Below are 23,746 nucleotides of genomic sequence, written 5' to 3'. Positions count from 1 at the left end.
TGCATGGTGTCGGAGCGTGGGCTCCCCCGGCAAATCTCGTGTGTCCGCTCTACTTGCCTGCCACCGCTGATGCCGGGGGGCGGATGGCCGCGCCCCAGGGAAAGCGGCCGACCTTCACGGTCTTGATCGCCTTCAGCGCGGGCACGTCGATGATGGTCACATCACCGGAGACGCCATTCGTGGTGATGAGCCGGTCCTGCTCGGGCGTCAGCGCAGTATGCCAGACCCGGCGACCGACGAGGATGTAGCTCTTCACCTCGAAGGTCTTGGCATCCACCACCGCCACACGGTCCGAAGGGCCGAGCGCGACAAAGGCCATGCGGCCGTCATCGGTGAGGCTGATTCCAACCGGTTGGATCCGGTCCGAGGCGACGCCCTTGATCTCGAAGGCAATGGTCTTCACCACCTTGCGGGTCGCCACATCGATCACCGCCACCGTGCCGCCGATCTCCGACGAGACCCATAGGGTCTTGCCGTCCTTGGAGAATTCCGCGTGGCGCGGGCGCTGATCCACTTGCGTCGCATCGACGGCCGTCAGCGTCGCGACGTCGATCCAATGGACCATGTTCGTGGTCTCGGAGGTCGTCACCGCGATGGTCCCGTCCGGGCTTACGGCCATGCCTTCCGGTTCGATGCCGACGTCGATCTGCGCCTTGACGTGTTTGGTATCGACATCGACCACCGTCGTGGTGGCGTTGTTTTCGTTGGCGATGAACAGGGTTCGCCCGTCCGGGGACAGGGCAAACTGCTCGGGATCCTCGCCGGAGGGCAGGTCGGTGATGAGCGTGCCGGTTTCGGGATCGATCACCTGCACGGAATCGGAGTCGCTCGCGCAGACGAAGAGCCGCCGCCCGTCCTTCGAGAACACCACCCCGCGCGGGCGGCGCCCCACGGCGAAGGTCCGCGTGACGGTGTAGGTCGACGTATCGATGACCGAGACCGTGTTGTCGCGTTCGTTGGTCACGTAGATCTCCGCAGCCCGTGCGGGTGCGGCCGAGAGGGCGACCATCGTCAGTGCGAAGGCCGCAAAGCAATGCCGGGGCGGACGGCCGATCATCTCATCCTCCGAAGGCCTTGCAGGCGCTCTCGGGCCGGTCGAGGCCCAGCGTGTCCAGCTCGGTGGCGCGGTGAAGGAAGCCCTCGACCGGCGCCGTGCCGACCACGGCCCCCGGCCAGAGCAGATAGAGCGGCTGGCGCAGCTGCCCGTTCCAGGCCCGGAAGCTGAGAGCCCGTCCCTTGAACCCGCCGACCTCGAAGGCCGGATCGAGCAGGAGCTTCGCGATCGGCTCGGGATCGGTGGATTTCACCTTCACCGCCGCCTCGCCGACGGCGTGGACAGCCATCCAACCCGCCCAGTCGACCGGGTCCATGGTCCGGTTGGCGAGCTTCCTGAAACGTTGCTGCAATTGCGCCGCAGCCCAGGCCTCGACCGCCCGACCCCAAGCGGCCGGAGAGAGGCCCTGCGTGCCCACCACCGGGCGCGGCGACTCGGTATTGTAGACGAGGTTGGTGCCGAACTCGCCCACCTCGTCGGCCACGGCCACCACGTCGTGCTCGGGCCCCCGCGTGGCCAGCGCGAATTCCCGGAGGGCGCTGTCGCGCAGGTCGGCGCCACGGGCATCGAAGGTCGTCTCGGCGACGATGCGGGCTCCGAACTTCCGCGCGGACCGGCGCAGGGATTCCGCGTAGAGCCCGTCCGCTCGATCGGGACCCGAGACCAGCAGGATCCGCGTCCAGCGCTTGAACACGAGTAGCTGTACCAGCGCGTCGGTGAGCATGGCGCGCGAGGGGGCGACATGCAGCACCCGCTTGCGGCACTGGGCATCCCGCAGGGCGGTATCCGTGGCGCCGATATTGAGGAAGACGGTCTCCTTCGCTTCCGGCGCATCGGCCAGCGCCAGCAGGTCGGCGGCGGGGGCATTCACCACCACGAAGCGCGGGTGCCCTTTGCCGGACAGGAGTTCGGACAGGGCCACGCGGATATCGGCGCCCGGCTCCACCACCTTGCTCGCGAGATCGAAGGACACGCCCACGAAACGGCCCGTCGCGTTGGAATCGCGCAGGCCCAGTTCAGCACCCTTCCGCCCCTGGTCGGCGGGCACGGGGTCCTCATTGTTCAGGGGGTTCGGCCGCTCGATCCGCCGTTCGAGATAGGCGATCGCGACGGGTTCGGCCGCCAGGGCCGAGACGCCCGACAGGAGCGGCAGAAGACAGGCCGCCAGAAGCCCGGCGCTCAGGCGCGCGCCTCGCCGTCCCCGGCCGTTCCACTCGGTAGCCGTCCGCATCCGGCTGGTCTCGTTTCCGCCCGTCAGATCGTTGTTGCCCCATGGAATAGGGCGAGCACCCACCCTGGGATATTGGACCAAGGTGCGAAGACGAGGCGTTCCGCCGATCCATACCAAAGCACAATGGGTTCGGGGCGGCCCGCTTGCTAGCCTTCCTTCAACCGGCCGCCCGAATGGACGGCGAATGACGGCCCACGGCCGCTGCGGAGGAAGACGATGTCCAGAAGGCTTGCGTTCGCAGGCAGCGTTCTCGCTGCGCTCGTTGTGTCCAGTGGTGCGGTTTTCGGCCACGGGGACGTGCAGCCCCAGCCCGTGAACACCGATGGCCTGCCGAGCCTCGGCGACACGTGGCGCGATGAGAACCCCTATCGCGGTAACGAGCACGCAGTGAAGATCGGCGCCTCGGCCTACAACCAGAACTGCGCACGCTGCCATGGCCTCGAGGTCATTTCCGGCGGCCTCGCCCCGGACCTGCGCTACCTCGAGAAGGGCAAGGAAGGCGACGAGTGGTTCAAGGAGCGCGTCACCCACGGCGCGATCATTGATGGCATGACCAAGATGCCGGTCTTCGCCGGGGTGATCTCGCAGGAGGGCCTGTGGGCCATCCGCAGCTACATCGAAGCCCAGCACGTCGACAATTGAGCGCGGCGCGGATGACCCTTTCACTGCGACGGCGCTCCCTCCTGCTGGCGGCCTCCCTGCTTTTGGCTGCGAGCCCGGCCTTGTCCCGCCCCCTCGACGCCGTGCGTGCCGACGGTACGTTGCGGGTTGCGCTCTACGAGGACAACTTCCCCTTCTCCGGCCTGAAGGACGGCAAGCCCGTCGGGATCGAGGTCGACCTCGCCCAGGCCGTCGCGGACGCGCTGAAGGTGAAGCTCGACCTGCGCCTCGTGGATGCGGGGGAGAACTCCGATGGCGACCTCCGCCTCGCTCTCTGGCGCGGCGATCTCGCCGGGTCGGCGCTTTCGGACGTGATGCTGCACGTGCCCGCCGACCGGATCTTCGCCCAGCGCAACGAGCAGATCTTCACGACGCGCCCCTATCTCCAGCAGCGGCTCGCTTTGGCCTGGAAGCGAGGGGCGACGGAGGATTTCGAGACGCTCGGGGATATCGGCGACACACCCATCGCCGTTGAGGGCAACAGCGCCTCGGATGCGATGCTGCTAACCGCCAATGGTGGCAAGCTGCGGGGCAACCTCAAGCATTTCAAGAGCTTCGATGAGGCCGCAAAGGCGTTCACGGGCGGCGAGACCCCGGTGCTGGCAGGCACATTGTCCGAGATCGAGGGCGCGCTGACAGCCTCCAAGACACCCCGCGATGCCATCGGCATCACACAGGTGAAACTGGCCGGGCCGATCAAGACCTCGTGGGAGCTCTGCGGTGCCGTGAAGAGCGACTCGCGCGATCTCGGCTACGCGGTCGGTGACACGATCACGTCGCTGATCGACAACGGTACGATGAAGACCATCTTCGCCAAGCACGGCGTGAGTTACGACCCCCCGTCCGGCTACTGACCCCTGGGGGGAATTCGGGAAAGACAGATCCCGCCGCACCTCCGCGGCGGGATGACGGCGTTCTATACTTGTAGATCTGCGACTTTTCTAAGGTTATCGCCATAAGATTAGACTTATGGCCAATAACCCAGCCGCGAGACTCGTCATAATCTGACCCTCGCGGAAGGCCGTCTGCTCAAAGGGGCTCGAACCCCATCGGCCAGGGAATTCACCGGAGGAGATGTCATGAGAATGCGCACGCAGTTTCTCGCGGCGGTGGGGCTTGCCGCCCTGGCCGCAGGCGCGACGAGCCTGTCCGCCTCGGCCAAGGAGCCCGAGAAGACCGCAGCCGCCACAGGCGGCGGGGTGACCGAGCAGGACATCATCAACGACGCCAAGACCCCCGGCGACGTCGTGACCTACGGGCTCGGCCCGCAGGGCCAGCGCTACAGCCCGCTCAAGACGATCGACAAAGAGAGCGTGAAGTCCCTCGTCCCGGCCTGGTCTTTCTCCTTCGGTGGCGAGAAGCAGCGCGGCCAGGAAAGCCAGGCGCTGGTGAAGGACGGTACGCTCTACGTGACCGGCTCCTATTCGCGCCTCTACGCGATCGATTCGCGCACGGGTGAGAAGAAGTGGGAATACAATGCCCGCCTGCCGGAAGGCATCCTCCCGTGCTGTGACGTCGTGAACCGCGGCGCCGCCCTGTACAAGGACAACATCTACTTCGGCACCCTCGATGCCAAGCTGGTGGCGCTCAACGCCAAGACCGGCAAGGTCGCGTGGCGCAAGGACATCGACGACTTCAAGTCCGGCTACAGCTACACCGCCGCGCCGATGATCGTGAAGGGCAAGATCATCACCGGCGTGTCGGGCGGCGAGTTCGGCGTGGTTGGCCGGGTCGAGGCCCGCGATGCCGAGACCGGCGAGCTCGTGTGGAAGCGCCCCGTCATCGAGGGCCACATGGGCGAGCTGAACGGCAAGCCCTCCACCATGACGGGCAAGACCAACGAGACCTGGCCCGGCGACATGTGGAAGTTCGGCGGCGGCGCCACCTGGCTCGGCGGCACCTACGATCCCGAACTCAACATGATCTATGTCGGTACCGGCAATCCGGGCCCGTGGAACTCCTGGCTGCGTCCGGGCGACAACAAGTGGTCGGCTTCGCGCCTCGCGATCAACCCCGACAACGGCGAGATCGTGTGGGGCTTCCAGACCACCCCGCATGACGGCTGGGACTTCGACGGCGTGAACGAGTTCGTGCCGTTCGACATGCAGAAGGACGGCAAGACCGTGAAGGCCGGCGCCACGGCCGACCGCAACGGCTTCTTCTACGTGCTCGACCGGACGAACGGGAAGTTCATCTCGGCCACGCCCTTCGTGAACAAGATCAACTGGGCGAGCGGCATCGATAAGGACGGCCGCCCGATCTACAATAACGAGAACCGCCCGGGCGATCCGAGCCAGGCCACCGGCGAGGAGAAGAAGGGCAAATCGGTCTTCGCCGTGCCGGGCTTCCTCGGCGGCAAGAACTGGAACCCGATCGGCTACAGCCCCGACACCAAGCTGTTCTACATCCCCTCCAACGAGTGGGGCATGGATATCTGGAACGAGCCGGTGAACTACAAGAAGGGCGCCGCCTATCTCGGCGCGGGCTTCACCATCAAGCCGACCTTCGAGGACCATATCGGCTCGCTCAAGGCCATCGATCCGGCCACCGGCAAGGTCGCCTGGGAGTACAAGAACAAGGCTCCGCTCTGGGCCGGCATCCTCACCACCGGCGGCGGCCTCGTCTTCACCGGCACGCCCGAGGGCTTCCTGAAGGCCTTCGACGCCAAGACCGGCGAGGAGCTCTGGAAGTTCCAGGTCGGTACGGGCGTCGTCTCCTCCCCGATCACCTGGGAGCAGGACGGCGAGCAATGGGTCGGCGTCACCGCCGGCTGGGGCGGCGCGGTGCCGCTGTGGGGCGGCGAAGTCGCCAAGACCACGGCGGGCATCAACCAGGGCGGAAGCTTCTGGGCGTTCAAGCTGCCGAAGAAGGTTGCGGCGCGCTAAGGCATCGATCCAGACGAAGGCGTCGGCTGAGTTTGGAAAATTGATGCAAAGACAATGAGCTAGGGCAGGGACGCAGGAACGAAGTGAGTGCGTCCTTGCTCTCAGACCGCAGCGTGGCGGGATCGTTCTGCGGTCCCGCCAAACTCGAACCGCCCCCGGTCGCTCGGCGAACGGGGGCGGCGTCCGGGGCCCATCTCCTCCGCGAGCCGGCATGAGCGCGACCCATTCCATGCTGACATCTATGCCGGAGACCGGGCTCGCGACCCCTTCTGTCCAGGGTGCCGGGGAGGCTATGATCCTGGCACGACATGCCGACGGGCCGGAGACGGGGGTAGCCGGGATGCAATTGCTGATCGTCGACGATCATCCGCTCTTCCGTGAGGCGCTGGCGAGCGCCATCACCCTGGCCTTTCCCGACGCCGTGCTGCACGAGGCGGACGGGATCCGGAGCGCCTGCGACGTGCTGGGCCGCGAGACCGGCATCGATCTGACCCTCCTCGACCTGTCCATGCAGGGCGTGTCCGGCTTCGATGGGCTCGTCACCATCCGCGCCCGCTTCCCGCGTGTTCCCGTGCTGATCGTATCGGGACTCGAAGATCCGCGGATCATGCGCGAGGCGCTTCAGCGTGGCGCGTCCGGGTTCGTACCGAAGGCGGTCGACAAAGCCACGCTCACCCGCGCCATTTCAGAGGTGATGAACGGCGCGCTGTTCACCCCGCCCGATCTCGCGAGCGCGCCGGAACCGGCGCCGAGCCGCAAATCGCCGCTGGCAGAGCGTGTCTCACGCCTGACGCCGCAGCAGATGCGCGTGCTGATGATGATCCGCCAGGGCAAGCTGAACAAGCAGATCGCCCATGAATTGCAGGTCGGCGACTCGACCGTGAAGGCCCATGTATCCGAAATTCTGCGCAAGCTCGAAGTCATCAGCCGGACGCAGATCGTGATCGAGACCGCCTATCTCGATTTCGACAAGAGCAATGGCGGCTTTCCAGCGGCGTAACGCGTCGGTCCCACAGCTCGGGACAATGATACGCCTCGCAGCCACGGCGTCTGCGTTCGGAAGTCATAATTCCACGATGCGGCAGCACCGCTTACCCACATGCGTTGACGCACCGCCCCTTCTTGGAAAGTGGGGCGGTGCGTCTGTCGTCGGAATTAGAAGTCGCGCTGGACGCGGAGGCGGATCTGCTGGACGGAGTCCGCGCTCGTCGTCCGCACGGAGCCACCGGCATTGATGGCGCCGACGCGCGCGTAGGCGGTCGGATCCTTGTCGATGTCGATGACGCGGCCGCTCTTCACGCCGAGCTGGGTGTAGAAGCCCTCGACACCGATATCGAGATCCTTCACCGGCGACCAGATGATGTTGGCGCCAGCCGTGAACTGGTAGGTGTCACGGAGAGCCTGGCTCAGCTGGAAGAAGCGGGTGCCCGGAGCGCCGACCGCGTTGCCACCGTAGCCAGCGGGCGAACCCAACTGAGCATAGGCAAGGCCCTGCGCGTTGCGGGCGTTGGCGCTGTAGCTCATCTCGCCGTAGCTGCCGAACACGGCCGAACGCCACTCAGGCGCCCAGTAGTGCAGGTAGGCGGCGGCGACCGTGAAGCTCTCCGACTTCTCGAGACGGCCCGTGAAGGGGTTGACCGTCGCGTCGTTGAAGAACTGGCTGAACTTCTGGCCCTGGATGGTCGCGGCGGTCTGGTTGTAGCAGCCCGAGTAGGCACAGTAGCCGGTGTACATCTGAGCGCCGGAACCGTACGCGCCCTGCAGATAGAGGGCATCGCCGGCGGCGATCATCGGCAGGTTGACCTTGATGCCACCCTGGACGGCGTAGCCGTACTGGTTGGACGGACGGGCCGGAGCGACGGCATTCAGCGGCGTGTTGAGCGCCAGGTTGCCGACGTTCAGCTCGTGCGACGCGGCCGAGACCTGCGCCGAACCCCACCCGGCATCGTAGCGAAGCACGCCGACGAAGTCGGGCAGCCGGTTGCGCTGGATGACGTCGACCGTCGTGCTGCCGGCGACATCGTTCACCGTCGTGATGATCGGGGCCTGGATGTTGGTCACGCCGAACGAGCTGATCGCGCCGTTGGCGACGGTGGCGCTGGGGGCGACCGGCGAGTAGATGGCCGAGCGGCGAGCGGTCGGGTCTTCGACCGACAGCGTGGCGGAGAAGCCGTTGCCGAGGGTCGCGGTGTAGGCGAACAGGTTGGTCGACGCGACGTCCGAACCGCCGGTGGCGCCGGTGAACTCGAAGTCGTGGGCGTAGAAGTCGAAGAACGACGAGGCGCGACCGGCGGTGAGGCCGGCGAACTGGACGAAGGCCTTGTCGGCGTTCACGTAGGTCTGGGCGCGGCCGAACTGATCCGGGCCGAGGGCGGCGAAGGCGTTGCCGATGCGCTGCTGGGTACCGGAGGTGCCACCAGCGTACGGACCGCCGGTGCGGGAGGCGACTTCGACGCGCAGGAAGGCGCGCAGGGTGCCGTAGCCGGTCTGGGTGCGGGCATCGAGGTTGATGCGGGCGAGACCACGGTAGCCGGCGGTGTCACCGTTGCCGTTCGTGCGAGCGTAGCTGGTCTGGTAGCCACCCTCGAAGCGGGCGCGGCCGGACAGGCGCAGGCAGGTGTCGGTGCCGGGGATGTAGAAGAAACCCGTGCCGTAGGCGGAGCAAACACGGACGAATTCGACCGGGACGGCCTTCTTCGCCGCCAGGTCGGCGGCCTGTGCAGCGCCGACCGTGGCCAGTGCTGCGGCAGAACCGAGCAACCAAGTCTTCATAGATCTCATCGCTTTCTCCAATAACACTGCCTTCGAAAGCCTCGACCTGCCGTGCCGTGCACGTCCTTCCAAGACTTTCCTCGGCCATGACCGCGGATGCTGAACACCTCGACGCGTCTGCCCCCTGAGAGCGGACTTCCGCGAATGCCGCTGCCGGAACACCGCCTCGCTTTTGCATCGACAAGTCGGTGGCTATCCGGCTGCCCAAAGCTAAGCGCATCGACTTCCGATTCTAAAACCGAAAATCTCCGTTTCTGACCCTAACTACGCAGCTGTTGCATAATTAAAACAACTTTTTACTGTGCTTAAGTTGGAATATATTCGAATCAACAACCGAAGATTGAATGCTTTGACAAACGAAATGCTTCCGACTGCTTCAGGCCAGGCTCAAACGGCGAGGCGATCCGTGGACACAGCCCGTCTTTGGGCGTCCCGCCGCCCTGGCCTTTGGTCCAATATCGGGGTCCGCCGCGGGGGCCCTATCGTGGCGGTAACGATCGAGGAAACGCGGGGGGCGGCGCGGTGCTGTCCCGGAGACGGCTGCGGATGCGAGTATCCGGCGTTCTGCGCACCGGATGGATGGCCATGCTCGTGGCTCTCCTCGTCGTCGCGCGGCTGTCTCCCGCCGTCGCGGGCGAATTGAACCGCGAGGGGATCGCCCGCTATTTTCCGCCCCCCCTGGTCGTCGGCGAGAAGGACGACGCTCTTCCGGTCTGGCCGATTCTCAAGCAGCAGGCGGGCTCGTACGAAGTCTTCGCCTACGCGTTCGAATCCATCGATTTCGCGCCGTTACCCGGCTTCGGCGGCACACCCGCCGATCTCCTGATCGCCCTCGCACCGGACGGCACGTTCCGGGACGTGAAGGTGCTCTCGCATCGCGAGCCGGTCTTCCTGGAGGGCCTCGGCTCGGAGCCGCTCTTCGCCTTCGTGGAGCAGTATGTCGGCCTGTCGGCGCGCCAGCCGATCCGGGTGGGGCGGCCCAATGCCCGGGCCTCGGGGGCAGCCCCCCAGACCACAGTCGATGGCATCGCCATGGCCACCGCCTCGACGCGCACGATCAACCAGTCCGTACTGGCGTCGGCCCTTGCGGTGGCGCGGGGCAAGCTCGGCTTCGGCGCGGCCAATGTCGGCCTCAGCGTCGAGGCCAAGTCCGACCTGTTCGAGCCCCTGAGCCTTGAGGCGCTGATGGCGCGCGGCTTCGTCCGTCGCCTCACCGTCACCCGGGCGGAAGCCACCCGCGCCTTCCGCGGGACGGGCGTCGAGGAGGCGGGGGAGGGCGCGCCGGAGGATGTGCTCAGCGATCTGTACGTCGCCCTGCTCGATGTACCCTCGATCGGCCGCAACCTCCTGGGGCCGAAGCGGTTCGAGGCGCTGACCCGCGAACTCGGCCCTGGTGGACACGCCCTGATGGTGCTGAACGCGGGCCCGGTCGACGCGCCCGAGAACCCACTCGGCGACACCTTCATCCTCGGCGCGGTGCCCGACCGGATCTCGGTCGCGCAGGGCGGCCTCGTCGTGAATGCCCGCGATATGGCCGTCGAGCGGCGGGGCGCGGGCCTCACGGAGGGCCTGCCCCCCGGTGATTGGACGATCCTGCGCATCGATTCCGCCGCTGGGTTCGATCCATCCGCGCCGTTCACCGTGGTGCAGAAGATCGTTCGGGAGCGCGGCCAGATTCTGTCGGAGAAGATCGCCCGCGATTTCACTGTGGAAACCAAGCTGCCGGGTGACCTGTTCGTTCGTGTCGCGGCGCAGGACGGGCCGGACTGGACGGAATCCTGGCGCGCGCGCATCCCGACGCTCGCCGGGATAGGTGCCATGCTGGCGCTCCTCGTGCCGGTTCTGGCGCGGCAGAAGGGACTCGTTGCGGACGCGCGCCGGTTTCCGGTCTTCCGGCTCGCCTTCCTCGCCGTCACGGTCGGCTTCATCGGCTACGTCGCGCAGGCGCAGCTCTCGATCGTCACCCTGATGGGGCTGGTGCGGGCGGTCCTGCACACGCACGATTTCGCGTTCCTGCTCTACGATCCGCCCTCGCTGGTGCTCTGGGCCTTCGTGCTGTTCAGCCTCGTCCTGTGGGGCAGGGGCACGTTCTGCGGCTGGCTCTGCCCGTTCGGGGCGATGCAGGAACTCGTCGCGTGGCTCGCGCGCCCCCTGCGCATCCGACAGATCACCGTGCCGCCCGCCCTCGACGGGCCGCTGCGCAAGCTGAAGTATGGGGTGCTCGCGGGTCTCCTCGCGGCCACCGCCGCAGGGCTGCCCGCCGCGGATGCCATGGCGGAGGTCGAGCCGTTCAAGACGGCCATCACCCTGTCCTTCGTGCGAAGCTGGCCCTTCGTTGCCTACGCGGTCGGGCTGCTGGTGCTCAACCTGTTCGTCTACAAAGGGTTTTGCCGTTACCTGTGCCCCCTGGGCGCGGCGCTCGCAGTGGCCGGGCGCGTGCGGATCCTGAACTGGATTCCCCGCCGGGCCGAGTGCGGCACACCCTGTCAGCTCTGCAAGGTCCGCTGCCGCTACGGGGCCATCGCCCAGAGCGGTCAGGTCGATTACCCCGAGTGCTTCCAGTGCATGGATTGCGTGACGATCATTCACGATCCCGGCCAGTGCGTGCCGCAGGTGGTGGCCCGGCGCCACGCCAAGCGGATCATGCCGCGCCCAGCGACGGTCCGATGAGCACCCGGACCACACGCCGCCGCGCCGTGCTCGGCGCCTGCGGTCTGGCTGCCTCGGCGGCCGGGCTCGGCGCCTTCCATGCTCTCGCCACCGGTCGGGGCCTGGTGGCGCGCAGCCGGGTCGGGCTCGCTTTCGGCACGACGATCTCCCTCACCGTCGCCGGAACGGATTTGGAGGGGATGGAGGCTGCCCTGACCGAGGGCGTGGCCGCGATGCGGGCCGTGGAGCACGAAGCGAGCCTGTTTCGGGCAGACAGCGCGCTTTCTCGCCTCAACCGGGAAGGGCGGCTCGATGCGCCCCCCGGCCATCTCACCGCTTTGTTGTCCTTCGCCCTGGATCTCGCTTCAAAGACCGGCGGGGCGTTCGATCCCACGGTTCAGCCTCTCTGGCCCCTCTGGTCGCGCGCGGCCGAGGCGGGAGGGCGGCCCGGCGATGCGGTTCTGCGGGACTGCCTGGCACGGATCGGCTGGCGGAAGGTGAGGGCGTCGCCGGATGCGATCGTGCTGGAGCCGGGCACGGAGGTGACGCTGAACGCCGTCGTCCAGGGCTATGCGGCCGATGTAGTGATGGCCGCACTCACGCGCCGGGGCATCGCGGATGCCTTCGTCGACACGGGTGAGTTCGGCGCCCTCGGCACCCATCCCGATGGATCGCCCTGGCGCCTCGGCATCGCCGATCCTCGCCACAAGGGCGAGGTCGCGGCGGTGATCACCCCGTTCACCGGCTTCGCGGCCACCTCGGGCGACTACAACATGGCCTTCTCGCCGGACTACTCCGACCACCACATCTTCGATCCAGCCACCGGGCGTTCGCCGAAAGGCCTGTCCTCGGTGACGGTCACGGCTCCGTCTGGGCTTCTGGCGGATGGCCTGTCCACCGCCTGCATGGTGCTCGGGCGCGAGCGGGGCGGAGCGCTCGTCGCGGGGTATCCGGGCTGCACCGTGCGTTTCGCGGAGAAGGCATGATCCGGCGTCTCGCTGCGGCGGCCTGCGCCGGTCTCCTCGCGACCGCCCCGCCTGCGGCGGCGGCGGAATCCGTCGCTACGGCTTTGATCGTGTCGGTGGACGTGTCGCAATCGGTCGATGACGCGCGGTTCAAGCTCCAGATGGAGGGCATCGCGGAGGCCCTCGAGGATCAGGGCGTGCTCGCGGCCATCACTGGTAATCCCGGCGGCATCCTGTTCGCGATGGTGACCTGGGCCGACCGGGCCGGGATGCCGGTGCCGTGGCGGCGCATCGCCAACAAGGCCGACGCCGAGGCCGCAGCGGCAGCCGTGCGCGCCACGCCGCGGCAAGCAGGGGAATTCACCTGCATCGGGCAGATGTTCCGCACCGTGGCGTCCAGCGTCATCCCCGCCATGCCGATGGCGGCAGACCGGATCGTCGTGGACGTGTCGGGGGACGGTATCGACAATTGCACCGACCCCGATGCCATGGAGGCCGAGCGCAACGACGTCCTCGCCCTCGGGGCGACGATCAACGGGTTGCCGATCCTCGTCCCGGGGGAGAACGACGTGGTCGGTGCGGGCGCCTATCGCGCCCCCGGCTATGGCCTGCGTCCGACCCCGCTACCGCAGGACCGGACGAGTTTGGAGCAATGGTACCGCGCCCATGTGGTCGGCGGGCCGACCTCGTTCCTCCTCGCCGCAGCGGGCTACGGCGATTTCTCGCGGGCGATGCGGCGCAAGTTCGTCATCGAGATCAGCGCGCTGACGGAGCGCTGATCGGCTCCTACAGGAACCCCGTGGAGAACCAGGGCACGAGGATGATGGCGAGCAGGCCGACGAGCAGGGCGAGCATGTAGCCCACGATCGGCCGCATCCCCGCATCCGGGTGGATCCGGCTGATCGCGCAGGCCGCGTAGTACCCGACCCCGAACGGCGGGGCGAACAGGCCCACGCCCATCGCCAGGATCACCACCATCGCGTAGTGCACCTCGTGCACGCCCACCGACCGCGCGATCGGGAACAGCAGGGGCCCGAACAGCACCACCGCCGGGATCCCCTCCAACACCGAGCCGAGGATCACGAATGCCACCGCCGAGACCATCAGGAACCCGAGCGACCCGCCCGGCAGGCTCTTCATCGCCACCGCCAGCGTCTGCGAGAAGCCGGACTGCGTCAGCGCCCAGGCCATGCCCGTCGCGGCCCCGATGATCAGCAGGATCGCCCCCGACAGCGCCGCCGTCGTCACCAGCATCGGGTACAGCCGCGCCCAGGCGAAACAGCGGTAGATCAGCAAGCCCGCCAGCACCGAGTAGACGATGCCGATGGTCGAGACCTCGGTCGCCGTCGCGATGCCCTCGACCACCGCGTAGCGGATCACGAAGGGCAGCGCGAGCGCGGGCAGGGCCACGAGGAAGGCCCGCCCGATCACCCCTCGCGAGGGCCGGGCGACGTGGCTCAGGTCCTCGTGCCGGTAACGCCACCACACCAGGGCGCAGAGCGTCACCGCCAGCACGAGCCCCGGCAGCAGGCCGCCGGTGAACAGGGCGGTGATCGATACGCCCGTCACCGAGCCGATCGTGATCAGCACGATCGAGGGCGGGATCGTCTCGGTTTGCGCGCCGGTCGCGGCGAGCAGGGCCACGAGGTCGCCTTCCTTGGCGCCGCGTGCCTTCATCTCCGGAAACAGAACGGGGGCGACGGCAGCCATGTCGGCGGCCTTCGAGCCCGAGATACCGGAGACGAGGTACATCGCGCCGACCAGCACGAAGTGCAGGCCCCCGCGCACGTGGCCGAGCAGGCTCGCCAGAAAGCCGACCATGGCCTTGGCCATCCCGGTCATCTCGATGAGCAGGCCGAGGAACACGAAGAGCGGCACGGCGAGCAAAATGAGATGGCTCATGCCCTCGTCCATGCGGCCGACCACGACCATGGCCGGCGCATCGGTGGTCAGCGTCACGTAGGCGAAGGTCGAGAGCCCGAAGGCGAAGGCGATCGGCACGCCGGAGAAGACCAGCATCCCGACGCCGAGCACGAAGAACAGCAGCAGATTGATGTTGCCGAGCCCGGCCAGGAACGGCTGCAGCGCCACGAGCGCACCGGCCAGGGCGGCGCCGGTGACGAGCGCAGCGAGGGTGATCTTCCAGTCGGCCGTTTCGAGCAGTCGGATCAGGGCGATGACGAGCATCAGCCCGAAGCCGATCGGCAAGGCGGCGGCGCGCCACGCATTGTTGAGCTCCAGCGCAGGCGTCTGGACGAAGACCTCTTCGCTGGCGAACTCGTAGGCCGGGTGCAGGACGAGGCTGACGAAGACCAGGCCCGCGACCAGGGCCAGCGTTTCGAGGAAGGCGCGGGTGCGCGGTCCCGCCATGGCGACGATGGCGGTCATGCGCATGTGCTCGGCCCGGCGGAAGGCGACGACCGAGCCGAGCATGGCGAGCCAGAGGAACAGGATGCCGGCGAGTTCGTCGGTCCAGATCAGCGGTTGGTGGAAGACGTAGCGGCTGACCACACCCGACAGGAGCACGCCGATCTCCGCGAGCACGAGCAGGGCGGCGGGGATTTCAACCAGCCAGCCGATGGCGTCGTCGAGGACCTTCAGCCAGCCACGGGTCCGCAGGGGCGGGCCATCGAGACCGATCCCGTGAGCGCCCGCGCCCGCAGCTTCCACCGCCGCGATGTCCATCGCCATCCTCCCAAAAGGCCCTGTCCGGGGCCGGGGCCGGGTTGTCCCGGTCACCGCGCGAAAACACTCCCATATCCGCGACGGCTCTGCCAGTGAACCGGCCAACGTGGATATCCAGCCTCGTCACGTCAGGCTCAGCCGAGCCACGCCACCAGGGCGGAGACGGTGACGACCGAGACGAGGTGCGAGACGAGGATCGCCCCCGACGTGACACCCGCCTGCAGGCCGTAGAGCTTGGCAAGGGTGAAGGGGCCGGAGCCGATGGGCAGCGCGCTGAGCAGCACCGCCGCCCGCGCCCAGAGCGGCGGCACGGGGAAGACATAGAAGACGAGGAGGGCCGTCACCGCCGGGTGGACGACGAGCTTCAGCCCGACGAGAAGCCCGATCAGGCGCCGGTCTCCGGCCACTCCGCTCTCCTGCGCCAGAAACAGGCCGATGCAGATCAGCGCGCAGGGCGAGGCCGCGCCGCCGAGGAGCTTTGCGGAGGTGTCGAGGGGCAGGGGCACGGCCAAGCCGGTGAGCCCCACCGCGAGCCCGGCGATGGGTGCGAGGAAGAGCGGGTTCCGCAGCAGGGAGAGCAGCACCCGCTTCACGGTACTGCGCCGGTCGACGCCCCGCCGCAGGTCGAACTCCACCATCACGATGGCCGTCAGGAACAGGACGCAGGCGGTGAACAGGGTGGCGATCACGGCCGCGGGCAGCCCCTCGGGTCCGAAGACCAGGAGGCAGAGCGGAATGCCCATGAAGCCGACATTGCTGTAGCCGGCATCCAGCCCCTCGATGCTCGCATCCGCGACGGACCCGCCCCGGCGCCGCCCGAGGCCGTAAGCCAGGGTGAAGGTCGCGGCGATGCCGAGGGCGAAGGCCGCCGAGAACCCCACCTGCCCGATCTCGGCCGGGGTGATCCTCGCCATGGTCGAGAAGATGAGCGCCGGAAGGGCGAGATAGATCGCGAAGCGGTTGATGTTGTCGGTCGCCTCCCGCGTGAAGACCCCGAACCGTCCGCAGAGGAAGCCGACGAGGATCAGCGCGAAGATCGGCAGCGCCGCGTTCAGGACCGCTTGCATGCCGTGTCCGATGAGGAAGAACGTGCCCCGGCCGGGGGCGAAGGAGGCGAGACCCCTACACGATTCCGCGTACCATCGGAAACCGCGCCGCTTCGATCTGTCAGGCGTCGGCTCTTCCCAACATGGCATACGCCCCACATCATACGGGCACGGGCCTCACAACGGGACCATCATGGATTTCACGATTTCCCCGCGCGTCGAGGAATACCGCGCGCGCATCACGGCCTTCGTCGACACGCACATCATCCCGGTGGAGCGAAACCCGGCCGCCTACGATGGGCACGGCAATATTTCCCTGCCCGAGCTGGAGCGCCTGCGCGGCCTCGCCCGCGGGGAGGGGCTGTGGTGCCTCCAGCTCAAACCGGAGACCGGCGGAGCGGGTCTCGACAAGGTCGGCATGGCGGTCTGCTACGAGGCGATGAACCGCTCGATCTTCGGGCCGGTCGTGTTCAACTCGGCCGCCCCCGACGACGGCAACATGATGGTGCTGGAGAAAGTCGCGACGCCCGAGCAGAAGGCGCGCTGGCTCGATCCGATCGTGCGCGGCGAGGTCCGCTCGGCCTTCGCCATGACGGAGCCCCATCCCGGCGGCGGCTCAGATCCCGGCATGATCCAGACCCGCGCCGAGCGGCGGGGCGATACCTACGTCGTGACCGGCCGCAAGTGGTTCATTACCGGCGCCGAGGATGCGGCCCATTTCATCCTGATGGCGCGGACTTCGGACGACGCCCGCAAGGGCCTCACCGCTTTCCTGTTCCACCGGGACAGCCCCGGCTGGCATATCGTCCGCCGCATCGGGATCATGGGTCCCGAGGAGCATGGCGGCCATTGCGAGATCGCGTTCGAGGGGCTCGAAATCCCCGCGAGCGATGTGCTGATGAAGGAAGGCGACGGGCTCAAGCTCACGCAGATCCGCCTCGGCCCGGCGCGGCTCACGCATTGCATGCGCTGGCTCGGACTGTCGAAGCGCTGCGTCGAGATCGCCCGCCATTATGCGGCCGAGCGCCAAGGCTTCGGCGTACGCCTCGCCGACCGGGAAAGCATCCAGCTCATGCTCGGCGACCTCGCCATGCGCATCGAGATCGGCCGCCTCCTCGTGGCCAAGGCCGCCTGGGCGCTCGACCAGGGCAGCTTCGCCCGCAAGGAGGTGTCCATGGCCAAGGTCCATGTGGCCAACCTGCTTCACGCGGCGGCCGACACGGCGATCCAGATCAACGGCGCGCGAGGCTATTCCACCGATACCCCGCTCGAATGGATCTACCGCTACGCCCGCCAGGCCCGGCTCGTGGACGGGGCGGACGAGGTCCACAAGATGGTTCTGAACCGCAACCTCGAGGCCGAGGGCGATGCGTTCTGGACATGGGACGTGGGGGAATAGGGGTTTTGAGCCTCTCCTCCCCCTGCGGGGAGGGGAGACGCGCACTGGCGCGCCAGAAAAATAAGGGAACGGTCTTCATGACGGACGTGGTCATCACCGGCGCCGTGCGCACGGCCATCGGCACCTTCGGCGGCGCGCTCGCCGCAATCCCCCCGGCCGAACTCGCCGCGAAATGCGTCGCCGAGGCGCTGTCGCGCTCCGGGACCAAGGGAGAGGAGATCGGCCACGTCGTCCTGGGCCATGTGATCCCGACCACGCCGCGCGACGCCTACATCGCCCGCGTCGCAGCGATGGAGGGCGGCATCCCGCAGGAGGTGCCCGCCCTGACCGTCAACCGCCTCTGCGGCAGCGGCCTGCAGGCCATCGTCTCGGCGGCGCAGGCCGTGATGCTCGGCGATGCCGAGGCCGCGGTCGCGGGTGGCGCCGAGAGCATGAGCCGTTCGCCGCATCTTCTGTCGGCGGCCCGGTTCGGCCAGAAGATGGGCGATATCAGCGGCGTCGATTACATGATCGGCGTGCTCTCCGATCCGTTCGGCCACGGCCATATGGGCGTCACCGCCGAGAACATCGCGAGCCGCTACGGCATCTCCCGCGAGGATCAGGACGCTTTCGCGGCGCTGAGCCAGGCGCGGGCCGCCAAGGCCATCGCCGAGGGCCGGTTCCGCGATCAGATCCTGTCGATTCCGGTTCAGCGCAAGCGTGAGACCGTGCCCTTCGACACCGATGAGCATCCCAAGGCCACCCTCGCCGAGGATCTGGCGAAGCTCCGCCCGGCCTTCGCGAAGACCGGCAGCGTCACGGCGGGCAACGCCTCGGGCCTCAACGACGGCGCCGCCGCCCTGGTGCTGATGAGCGCCGAGAAGGCGGCCCGCGACGGCGCCAAGCCGCTGGCCCGCATTGTCGGCTACGCCTATGCGGGCGTCGATCCGTCCGAGATGGGCATGGGACCTGTCCCCGCGGTACGCCGCCTTTTCGAGCGCACCGGCCTGCGCGCCTCCGATTTCGACGTGATCGAGTCGAACGAGGCCTTCGCGGCGCAGGCGTGCGCGGTCTCGCGTTCCCTCGACCTCGATCCGGACAGGGTGAACCCCAACGGCGGTGCCATCGCGCTGGGTCATCCGATCGGCGCGAGCGGGGCGATCATCGCGGTTAAGACGCTGTACGAACTCGCCAGGACCGGCGGCCGCTACGGTCTGGCCACCATGTGCATCGGCGGCGGCCAGGGCATCGCGGTCGCCTTCGAACGCGTGCAGTGAGGTATCCATGAGCGGCATCTTCGATCTCACGGGCCGTCATGTCCTGGTGACCGGCGCATCGAGCGGGCTCGGGCGCCATTTCGCGGGCCTTCTGGCGAGATCGGGGGCGAACCTCTCCCTCGCCGCCCGCCGGGCGGGGGCGCTCGCCGAGACCGTCGCCAGCGTCGAGGGGGTGGGTGGGCAGGCCCAGGCCCTGGTGATGGACGTGACCGACCGCGCCAGCATCGAGGCGGCCCTCGATCGAGCGCAGGAGCGGTTCGGCCCCGTGGCGGTGCTCGTGAACAATGCGGGCGTCACGGCGACGACCCCCGCCCTCGACCTCTCCGAGAGTGAGTGGGACGGGGTGCTCGACACCAATCTGAAGGGCGTGTTCCTCGTCGCCCAGGCGACCGCCAAGCGCATGGTCGCGGCGGGGCAGGGGGGCAGCATCGTCAACGTCGCCTCGATCCTCGGCCTGCGGGTCGCCGGGGGGCTTGCCCCCTACGCCGCCTCCAAGGCCGCCGTGATCCAATTGACCAAGAGCCTCGCCCTCGAATGGGCGCGCCACGGCATCCGCGTGAACGCCCTCGCGCCGGGCTACGTCCGGACCGAACTGAACGCCGCGTTCTTCGAGTCCGAGCCGGGCAAGGCGTTGATCAAGCGAGTGCCCCAGCGGCGCCTCGGCGAGGCACACGAACTCGATGGCGCACTCCTTTTGTTCGCCTCGGATGCCGGGTCGTACATGACCGGCTCGGTTCTCGCCGCCGATGGTGGCCACCTCGTTTCGGGGCTCTAGACCATGGATGAGACGCGGCTCAGCGCCTGGATCGCCACGCATCTCGGGGAACCCGATGCCACGATCGAGGAGAGCCGCGCCCTGGGCGGCGGGTCGATCCAGGAGAATCGGCTGATCCGCTGCCGGATCGGGGAGGGGACGCGCGAATTCGTCCTTCGCCGGGACGCGCCCGCCACCATCGCCTCCAGCCGCTCCCGGCGCGAGGAATTCCGCCTTCTCGAAGCTGCCCACGCGGCGGGGGTGCGCGTGCCGGAGCCGGTCGGCTTCTGCGAGGACGCGTCGGTGATCGGCGCGCCCTTCGCCCTGATGGGGTTGGTGGCGGGCGTCGGTCTCGGGCCGCGTATCGCCAAGGATCTCACCCTCGGCGGAGACCGGGAGAAGCTCGCGGAAGACCTCGGACGCGAACTCGCGAAGATCCATCGCGTGCTCGACCCGCGCCAGGATCCACCGCCGGGCCTCGCCTTCCTCGGACCGCCCGAGCCGGAGCCGGCCAGGGCCGAGATTGCACGCCTCCGCGAAAGCCTGGATGGGATCGGCGCCAAGCGGCCCGCTATCGAATGGGGCCTGCGCTGGGCCGAGGTGAGCGCGCCCGCCTGCCCGGCGCCGTCCCTCGTTCATCGGGACTTCCGCACCGGCAACTACATGGTCGATGAGACGGGCCTGACCGCCATCCTCGATTGGGAATTCTCCGGGTGGGGCGATCCGGCCCAGGATCTCGGTTGGTTCTGTGCCGCCTGCTGGCGCTTCGGCCGTCTCGACAAGGAAGCGGGCGGCATCGGATCGCGTGAGGCCTTCGAGCGCGGCTACCACGAAGGTGGCGGCCGACCGGTCGAGCGTGAGCGGGTTACCTACTGGGAGGTGATGGCGCATCTGCGCTGGGCGGTGATCGCCCTGGAGCAGGGGGCGCGCCACGTTTCGGGCCGCGAATTCTCCCTCGAACTCGCCCTGACCGGCCGCATGGTTCCGGAACTGGAACAGGCGATCCTCGCCGCCACCGCCCCCGCCGCCTGGCCGCGATAACGGAGCCTTCCGAATGCGTGACGATCCCTCCGGCGCCGACCTGATCGAAGCCGCCCGGAAAGCCCTCACCGACGAGGTTTTGCCGGGTCTCACCGGCCGCCCGCGCTACGTGGCGCTGATGGTTGCCAACGCCCTCGGCATCGCCGCGCGCGAGATTGGGGACGCCCATGCCCTCGCAGCGTCGGGCGCCGATCTTGTCGGCGCCGATGACCCGGCCGGCCTCGTTCTAGCGATCCGGGAGGGACGGCGCGACGCCGCTCCCGATCTTCATGCCGCCCTCACCGTTCACGCCGATGTCGCCTCGCGCATCTGGAAAACACGAAAAGCGTAGGGGCCCATGCGGTATCAATTCTATCTTCTGGAACGAGGAGAAGCTTTCGACTGATCCATTTGAGTGTGCCGGAAATCGGATCGGGTATGATCCTGCTTGATTTTGGACGCTTGGGATTCGATGCACGATCCGCTCGCGGCAAAGCTGGCGCGCTACGTTCCGCTTTCGGTCGCCGACCGGATGTGGCTTTCGGAGGCGCTTGGCCCGGCCCGGAGCATCGCCGCCCGCACCGACATCATCGATGAGGGCGAGGATCCACACGCAGTCAACGTCATTCTGGAAGGTTGGGCCTGCCGGTCGCGGCAACTCGTGGATGGGCGCCGCCAGATCGTCTCGCTTCTTCTGCCGGGGGATCCCTGCGACCCCCATGTTTTCCTTCTCGACCAGATGGACCACGCGATCAGTGCGCTGACCCCCGTGGTCTACGCGCAGATTCCCGGGCCGGTGCTACAGGACTTGGCCGCGCGCAGCGCCGCTCTCGACCGAGCCTTTCAACGCGAAGCTCTCGCCACGGCGGCGATCCAGCGGGAATGGACCGTCAGCCTCGGGTGCCGCTCGGGCATCGAACGCCTCGCCCACCTGTTCTGTGAATTGCACACGCGGCTTTCCGCCATCGGCCTCGCGACGCGCACCAGTTGCCCACTCCCGCTGACGCAGCACGATCTCGCCCATTCGCTTGGACAGACCAGCGTGCACATCAACCGGACGCTTCAGGAACTGCGCGCGCAGGGCCTCATCACCCTCCGCAGCCGCCGCTTGACGATCCACGATCCGGCGCGGTTGGCGGAGCTGGCACATTTCGATGCGTCTTACCTGCATTTCACGGTGGGGTCGGATCCGCGGCCTGCCGAGGCATGACGAAAATAGGGCGCCAGCGAGTTGCCCACGAGGTTGATGATGCCGAGAGACGGCGGATGACGATCCCAGGAGACGTGTACGATCGGCTAGCGGCGGTGGAAGCAGACAATGCCCGCCTCCGCCGCCGCCTCGATGAGGTCGGCGTCTCGGACCATTTGCGCCACGCCCTGCGCGACACGGTCGCTCTCCTCCGCGCGGTCATGCGCCGCTCGGCCGAGACGGCGAGCGATGTCGAGAGCTACGTTGCCCATCTGGAGGGGCGACTCGACTCCCTGATGCGGATGCGCGCCCGCACGGATGCGTTTGGAGAGGCCGACCTGCATCTCCTCGTCTCTGAGGAACTGATGTTCCATCTCGTTCGCGAGGGCGAGCGCGCCTTCATCGAAGGCCCCGCTCTACGGCTGCGGCCGGGGGCGGCGCAGGTGCTGGCATTGGCGATCCATGAACTCGCGAGCAATGCCGTCGAGCATGGCGCCCTCGATGAGGCGTCGGGCACGGTCGACGTGTGCTGGCAGATAGAGAAGGGGAATGCAGCCCCGGTCCTTGTCCTCGTCTGGACCGAGCGGGGAGGGCACATCGACTCCGAGGCGCCCGTAAGGCGCGGTTTCGGGCGCGAAGTGCTGGAAACGATGCTCGCCTACGAGCTCGGCGCGAGAACCGAGATGGCATTCGACCCGACGGGACTTCGCTTCACCCTGCGCTTGCCCTTCACTCAACGGATCGGACGCTATGCGACGGAGGAGGCCTCAGTCGCAGCCGAGGATGTGAGCGAGCCGAACGCGGGATTGATCGGCGAGCGATAGGGGCAGGGCAGGGTTGCGTTAGCGACGCCGCACCCGGCTGAGGAGGGCAAGCGCGAGGCTGATCAGGGCCGTCGATGCCGCCAACACCATAGCTTCCCGCGGCATCAGCGTGAGATCCGCATGACCGGTCGTCGCAATCCACAGCATGCAGAGGCACATCGCCACCGGCACGCTGAAACATAACGCGATGAAGGGCACGACGATCATCGGAAGAACCTGCCGGTCGATGAGCCTCGCTGAGCAGCTGGGCTTTTTGCGCAAGATGCGTGGAAACGAAGAAATCTATTATTCGCAGGGTGTTAAGCCGGTGGGAGCACTCACCCTGAGTTTCCCACCGTAAAGAATGCGCACGCCACGGTAGTAACCTTAGCGACGGGCGAAGGGGCCATCCTGCGGGCCGACGGTCCGGCGATCTCCCAGGACACTGCGGCCGGAGGCGATGATCTGGACGGTCTGCCGACGGTCGCACTCGGTGCGGGCCAACTGTTCGACTTGGCGTAGGTATTCGATGAGTGGCGAGCGGGTCGTCCCCCGGTCCGACAAAGCTTTCTCGACCTTCTGTGCGACGATACGCTCAAGATCGTCCCCGAACTCCGCTGGACGTTGACTGTGATCGGTCATCGGTTCGCTCCCTCTTCGAAGACCAACTCTTTTCGAATGATGAGCGAAACGACGCACTGACCTATGTTCCACTAGGACCAGGTTTGTGGGCGTGCGCCTTCCGCCCGTCGAGGCATGGGGAGAGCAAAACACTTCTCCATCGAGCGACAGGGACAGTCGGTATGTCGCGGGCTTCGCCTCTCGCGTGTGGTGCGTTGCGGGGCCATCTGCGGGTTGCGGCGGTTGTGGTGTGGGTCGGCGGTTCCCGAGCCGGCTCGAGATTTTTGGTTTTGTGGGGTTGGGCGCGATTGACACCCTGATCGCGCCAGCCTATACGACCGCCTCCCGACGCGGCCGGCAAGCAATCGCGGCACGGCGGGGCAGACTTCCGAAGACGAAATCGAGTAATCGGGGCGCTTGCCAAGGTCATTCGAAGTTGTTATAGGAAGAACACCGGCCCGGACGGGCAGGTTCTTTGACAAGTGAATCTGAGAAAGAGAAACGCGGACGGCGTTTGTCCTTGCGGATCTGGCGAGAGCTGGATCGTGAGTAGACGAAGCTGTCCAACGTTTCGAAGCTCACAGTTTTGGATGGAAACGTCCGAAACGTTGTGAGTCTCTGTCAAATGTTGTGATCAGCTGAGATCAATCTCTTTTAACGTGAGAGTTTGATCCTGGCTCAGAGCGAACGCTGGCGGCAGGCTTAACACATGCAAGTCGAGCGGGCACTTTCGGGTGTCAGCGGCGGACGGGTGAGT

21 protein-coding genes and 1 rRNA gene are annotated in these 23,746 nt (G+C 67.3%); 15 read left to right on the top strand and 7 right to left on the bottom strand.

Annotation, left to right across the window (positions count from 1 at the left end; genetic code table 11):
- Window positions 1-49: 49 nt before the first annotated feature.
- Both J4O73_RS23000 and J4O73_RS22995 read right to left on the bottom strand, forming a co-directional pair.
- Entirely contained in the window at window positions 50-1,057 is a 1,008-nt protein-coding gene (locus J4O73_RS23000; protein WP_426221181.1) for a PQQ-dependent catabolism-associated beta-propeller protein, read from the bottom strand.
- Between the two features lies 1 nt (window position 1,058).
- Complete coding sequence (locus J4O73_RS22995; protein ID WP_426221179.1) at window positions 1,059-2,285, bottom strand: ABC transporter substrate-binding protein; 1,227 nt, start codon at window positions 2,283-2,285, stop codon at window positions 1,059-1,061.
- Between the two features lie 216 nt (window positions 2,286-2,501).
- On the opposite strand from J4O73_RS22995, the gene pedF reads away from it, so the two are divergent.
- The 4 genes from pedF (at window position 2,502) to J4O73_RS22975 (ending at window position 6,830) form a co-directional block, all read left to right on the top strand.
- Window positions 2,502-2,927 carry a cytochrome c-550 PedF gene (gene pedF, locus J4O73_RS22990; protein WP_426221178.1) on the top strand — a complete coding sequence of 142 codons (426 nt, stop codon included), beginning with the start codon at window positions 2,502-2,504 and terminating at the stop codon, window positions 2,925-2,927.
- Between the two features lie 11 nt (window positions 2,928-2,938).
- Window positions 2,939-3,799 carry a substrate-binding periplasmic protein gene (locus J4O73_RS22985; RefSeq protein WP_426221176.1) on the top strand — a complete coding sequence of 287 codons (861 nt, stop codon included), beginning with the start codon at window positions 2,939-2,941 and terminating at the stop codon, window positions 3,797-3,799.
- 225 nt (window positions 3,800-4,024) lie between these two features.
- A complete protein-coding gene (locus J4O73_RS22980; protein ID WP_426221174.1) occupies window positions 4,025-5,830 on the top strand; it encodes a PQQ-dependent methanol/ethanol family dehydrogenase in 1,806 nt (601 codons plus the stop codon).
- A 340-nt stretch (window positions 5,831-6,170) separates the two neighbouring features.
- Window positions 6,171-6,830: a response regulator gene (locus J4O73_RS22975; RefSeq protein ID WP_426221238.1), complete on the top strand. Its 660-nt coding sequence runs from the start codon at window positions 6,171-6,173 to the stop codon at window positions 6,828-6,830.
- 155 nt (window positions 6,831-6,985) lie between these two features.
- Here J4O73_RS22975 and J4O73_RS22970 read toward each other — a convergent pair whose 3' ends face one another.
- A complete protein-coding gene (locus J4O73_RS22970; RefSeq protein WP_426221172.1) occupies window positions 6,986-8,611 on the bottom strand; it encodes a porin in 1,626 nt (541 codons plus the stop codon).
- A 570-nt stretch (window positions 8,612-9,181) separates the two neighbouring features.
- Here J4O73_RS22970 and J4O73_RS22965 point away from each other — a divergent pair.
- From J4O73_RS22965 to J4O73_RS22955, 3 genes are read left to right on the top strand one after another with little or no spacing between them, the layout of a single operon-like run.
- Complete coding sequence (locus J4O73_RS22965; protein ID WP_426221236.1) at window positions 9,182-11,272, top strand: 4Fe-4S binding protein; 2,091 nt, start codon at window positions 9,182-9,184, stop codon at window positions 11,270-11,272.
- Entirely contained in the window at window positions 11,269-12,237 is a 969-nt protein-coding gene (locus tag J4O73_RS22960) for an FAD:protein FMN transferase (protein ID WP_426221170.1), read from the top strand. Before J4O73_RS22965 ends, J4O73_RS22960 begins: the two co-directional genes overlap by 4 nt.
- Window positions 12,234-12,995, top strand: coding sequence for a DUF1194 domain-containing protein (locus tag J4O73_RS22955; RefSeq protein WP_426221168.1), 762 nt, complete (start codon window positions 12,234-12,236; stop codon window positions 12,993-12,995). The genes J4O73_RS22960 and J4O73_RS22955 overlap by 4 nt, the downstream gene beginning before the upstream one ends.
- A 7-nt stretch (window positions 12,996-13,002) precedes the next feature.
- On the opposite strand, the gene J4O73_RS22950 is transcribed toward J4O73_RS22955, so the two are convergent.
- Both J4O73_RS22950 and J4O73_RS22945 read right to left on the bottom strand, forming a co-directional pair.
- Window positions 13,003-14,907 carry a TRAP transporter large permease subunit gene (locus J4O73_RS22950; RefSeq protein WP_426221166.1) on the bottom strand — a complete coding sequence of 635 codons (1,905 nt, stop codon included), beginning with the start codon at window positions 14,905-14,907 and terminating at the stop codon, window positions 13,003-13,005.
- A 128-nt stretch (window positions 14,908-15,035) separates the two neighbouring features.
- The gene (locus tag J4O73_RS22945; protein WP_426221164.1) at window positions 15,036-15,968 is read right to left on the bottom strand and encodes an AEC family transporter; all 933 of its coding nucleotides are present in this window, start codon (window positions 15,966-15,968) and stop codon (window positions 15,036-15,038) included.
- Window positions 15,969-16,140: 172 nt separating this feature from the next.
- Between J4O73_RS22945 and J4O73_RS22940 the strand changes: the two genes are divergently transcribed.
- From J4O73_RS22940 to J4O73_RS22910, 7 genes are all read left to right on the top strand, one after another.
- Complete coding sequence (locus J4O73_RS22940; protein WP_426221162.1) at window positions 16,141-17,346, top strand: acyl-CoA dehydrogenase family protein; 1,206 nt, start codon at window positions 16,141-16,143, stop codon at window positions 17,344-17,346.
- A 77-nt stretch (window positions 17,347-17,423) separates the two neighbouring features.
- Window positions 17,424-18,602, top strand: coding sequence for a beta-ketothiolase BktB (gene bktB / locus J4O73_RS22935; protein WP_426221160.1), 1,179 nt, complete (start codon window positions 17,424-17,426; stop codon window positions 18,600-18,602).
- Between the two features lie 7 nt (window positions 18,603-18,609).
- Window positions 18,610-19,377 carry an SDR family NAD(P)-dependent oxidoreductase gene (locus tag J4O73_RS22930; RefSeq protein ID WP_426221159.1) on the top strand — a complete coding sequence of 256 codons (768 nt, stop codon included), beginning with the start codon at window positions 18,610-18,612 and terminating at the stop codon, window positions 19,375-19,377.
- A gap of 3 nt (window positions 19,378-19,380) precedes the next feature.
- Window positions 19,381-20,397: a phosphotransferase family protein gene (locus J4O73_RS22925; protein WP_426221157.1), complete on the top strand. Its 1,017-nt coding sequence runs from the start codon at window positions 19,381-19,383 to the stop codon at window positions 20,395-20,397.
- Between the two features lie 13 nt (window positions 20,398-20,410).
- The gene (locus tag J4O73_RS22920) at window positions 20,411-20,728 is read left to right on the top strand and encodes a DUF6285 domain-containing protein (RefSeq protein ID WP_426221155.1); all 318 of its coding nucleotides are present in this window, start codon (window positions 20,411-20,413) and stop codon (window positions 20,726-20,728) included.
- 120 nt (window positions 20,729-20,848) lie between these two features.
- Window positions 20,849-21,586, top strand: coding sequence for a Crp/Fnr family transcriptional regulator (locus J4O73_RS22915; RefSeq protein WP_426221153.1), 738 nt, complete (start codon window positions 20,849-20,851; stop codon window positions 21,584-21,586).
- A 56-nt stretch (window positions 21,587-21,642) separates the two neighbouring features.
- A complete protein-coding gene (locus J4O73_RS22910) occupies window positions 21,643-22,389 on the top strand; it encodes an HWE histidine kinase domain-containing protein (RefSeq protein ID WP_426221151.1) in 747 nt (248 codons plus the stop codon).
- Window positions 22,390-22,407: 18 nt separating this feature from the next.
- Here J4O73_RS22910 and J4O73_RS22905 read toward each other — a convergent pair whose 3' ends face one another.
- A complete protein-coding gene (locus tag J4O73_RS22905) occupies window positions 22,408-22,596 on the bottom strand; it encodes a hypothetical protein (RefSeq protein ID WP_426221149.1) in 189 nt (62 codons plus the stop codon).
- Window positions 22,597-22,755: 159 nt separating this feature from the next.
- Window positions 22,756-23,010 carry a hypothetical protein gene (locus J4O73_RS22900; protein ID WP_426221147.1) on the bottom strand — a complete coding sequence of 85 codons (255 nt, stop codon included), beginning with the start codon at window positions 23,008-23,010 and terminating at the stop codon, window positions 22,756-22,758.
- Between the two features lie 634 nt (window positions 23,011-23,644).
- Between J4O73_RS22900 and J4O73_RS22895 the strand changes: the two genes are divergently transcribed.
- A 16S ribosomal RNA gene (locus tag J4O73_RS22895) occupies window positions 23,645-23,746 on the top strand; the annotation flags it as partial.

The organism is Methylobacterium sp. NFXW15 (genome assembly GCF_049887755.1).
GTDB lineage: Bacteria > Pseudomonadota > Alphaproteobacteria > Rhizobiales > Beijerinckiaceae > Methylobacterium.
This window is presented reverse-complemented; position numbering and strand designations above follow the sequence as displayed.

Bases quoted from the DNA above. Each gene is read 5' to 3' on its own strand.
- J4O73_RS22965 (WP_426221236.1), top strand. From the start codon at position 9,182: ATGGCCATGCTCGTGGCTCTCCTCGTCGTCGCGCGGCTGTCTCCCGCC.
- J4O73_RS22985 (WP_426221176.1), top strand. From the start codon at position 2,939: ATGACCCTTTCACTGCGACGGCGCTCCCTCCTGCTGGCGGCCTCCCTG.
- J4O73_RS22920 (WP_426221155.1), top strand. From the start codon at position 20,411: ATGCGTGACGATCCCTCCGGCGCCGACCTGATCGAAGCCGCCCGGAAA.
- J4O73_RS22960 (WP_426221170.1), top strand. From the start codon at position 11,269: ATGAGCACCCGGACCACACGCCGCCGCGCCGTGCTCGGCGCCTGCGGT.
- J4O73_RS22995 (WP_426221179.1), bottom strand. From the start codon at position 2,285: ATGCGGACGGCTACCGAGTGGAACGGCCGGGGACGGCGAGGCGCGCGC.
- J4O73_RS22945 (WP_426221164.1), bottom strand. From the start codon at position 15,968: ATGCAAGCGGTCCTGAACGCGGCGCTGCCGATCTTCGCGCTGATCCTC.
- J4O73_RS22980 (WP_426221174.1), top strand. From the start codon at position 4,025: ATGAGAATGCGCACGCAGTTTCTCGCGGCGGTGGGGCTTGCCGCCCTG.
- J4O73_RS22950 (WP_426221166.1), bottom strand. From the start codon at position 14,907: ATGGCGATGGACATCGCGGCGGTGGAAGCTGCGGGCGCGGGCGCTCAC.
- J4O73_RS22970 (WP_426221172.1), bottom strand. From the start codon at position 8,611: ATGAGATCTATGAAGACTTGGTTGCTCGGTTCTGCCGCAGCACTGGCC.
- J4O73_RS22905 (WP_426221149.1), bottom strand. From the start codon at position 22,596: ATGATCGTCGTGCCCTTCATCGCGTTATGTTTCAGCGTGCCGGTGGCG.
- J4O73_RS22900 (WP_426221147.1), bottom strand. From the start codon at position 23,010: ATGACCGATCACAGTCAACGTCCAGCGGAGTTCGGGGACGATCTTGAG.
- J4O73_RS22955 (WP_426221168.1), top strand. From the start codon at position 12,234: ATGATCCGGCGTCTCGCTGCGGCGGCCTGCGCCGGTCTCCTCGCGACC.
- J4O73_RS22910 (WP_426221151.1), top strand. From the start codon at position 21,643: ATGACGATCCCAGGAGACGTGTACGATCGGCTAGCGGCGGTGGAAGCA.
- bktB (WP_426221160.1), top strand. From the start codon at position 17,424: ATGACGGACGTGGTCATCACCGGCGCCGTGCGCACGGCCATCGGCACC.
- J4O73_RS22925 (WP_426221157.1), top strand. From the start codon at position 19,381: ATGGATGAGACGCGGCTCAGCGCCTGGATCGCCACGCATCTCGGGGAA.
- J4O73_RS23000 (WP_426221181.1), bottom strand. From the start codon at position 1,057: ATGATCGGCCGTCCGCCCCGGCATTGCTTTGCGGCCTTCGCACTGACG.
- J4O73_RS22940 (WP_426221162.1), top strand. From the start codon at position 16,141: ATGGATTTCACGATTTCCCCGCGCGTCGAGGAATACCGCGCGCGCATC.
- J4O73_RS22975 (WP_426221238.1), top strand. From the start codon at position 6,171: ATGCAATTGCTGATCGTCGACGATCATCCGCTCTTCCGTGAGGCGCTG.
- J4O73_RS22915 (WP_426221153.1), top strand. From the start codon at position 20,849: ATGCACGATCCGCTCGCGGCAAAGCTGGCGCGCTACGTTCCGCTTTCG.
- J4O73_RS22930 (WP_426221159.1), top strand. From the start codon at position 18,610: ATGAGCGGCATCTTCGATCTCACGGGCCGTCATGTCCTGGTGACCGGC.
- pedF (WP_426221178.1), top strand. From the start codon at position 2,502: ATGTCCAGAAGGCTTGCGTTCGCAGGCAGCGTTCTCGCTGCGCTCGTT.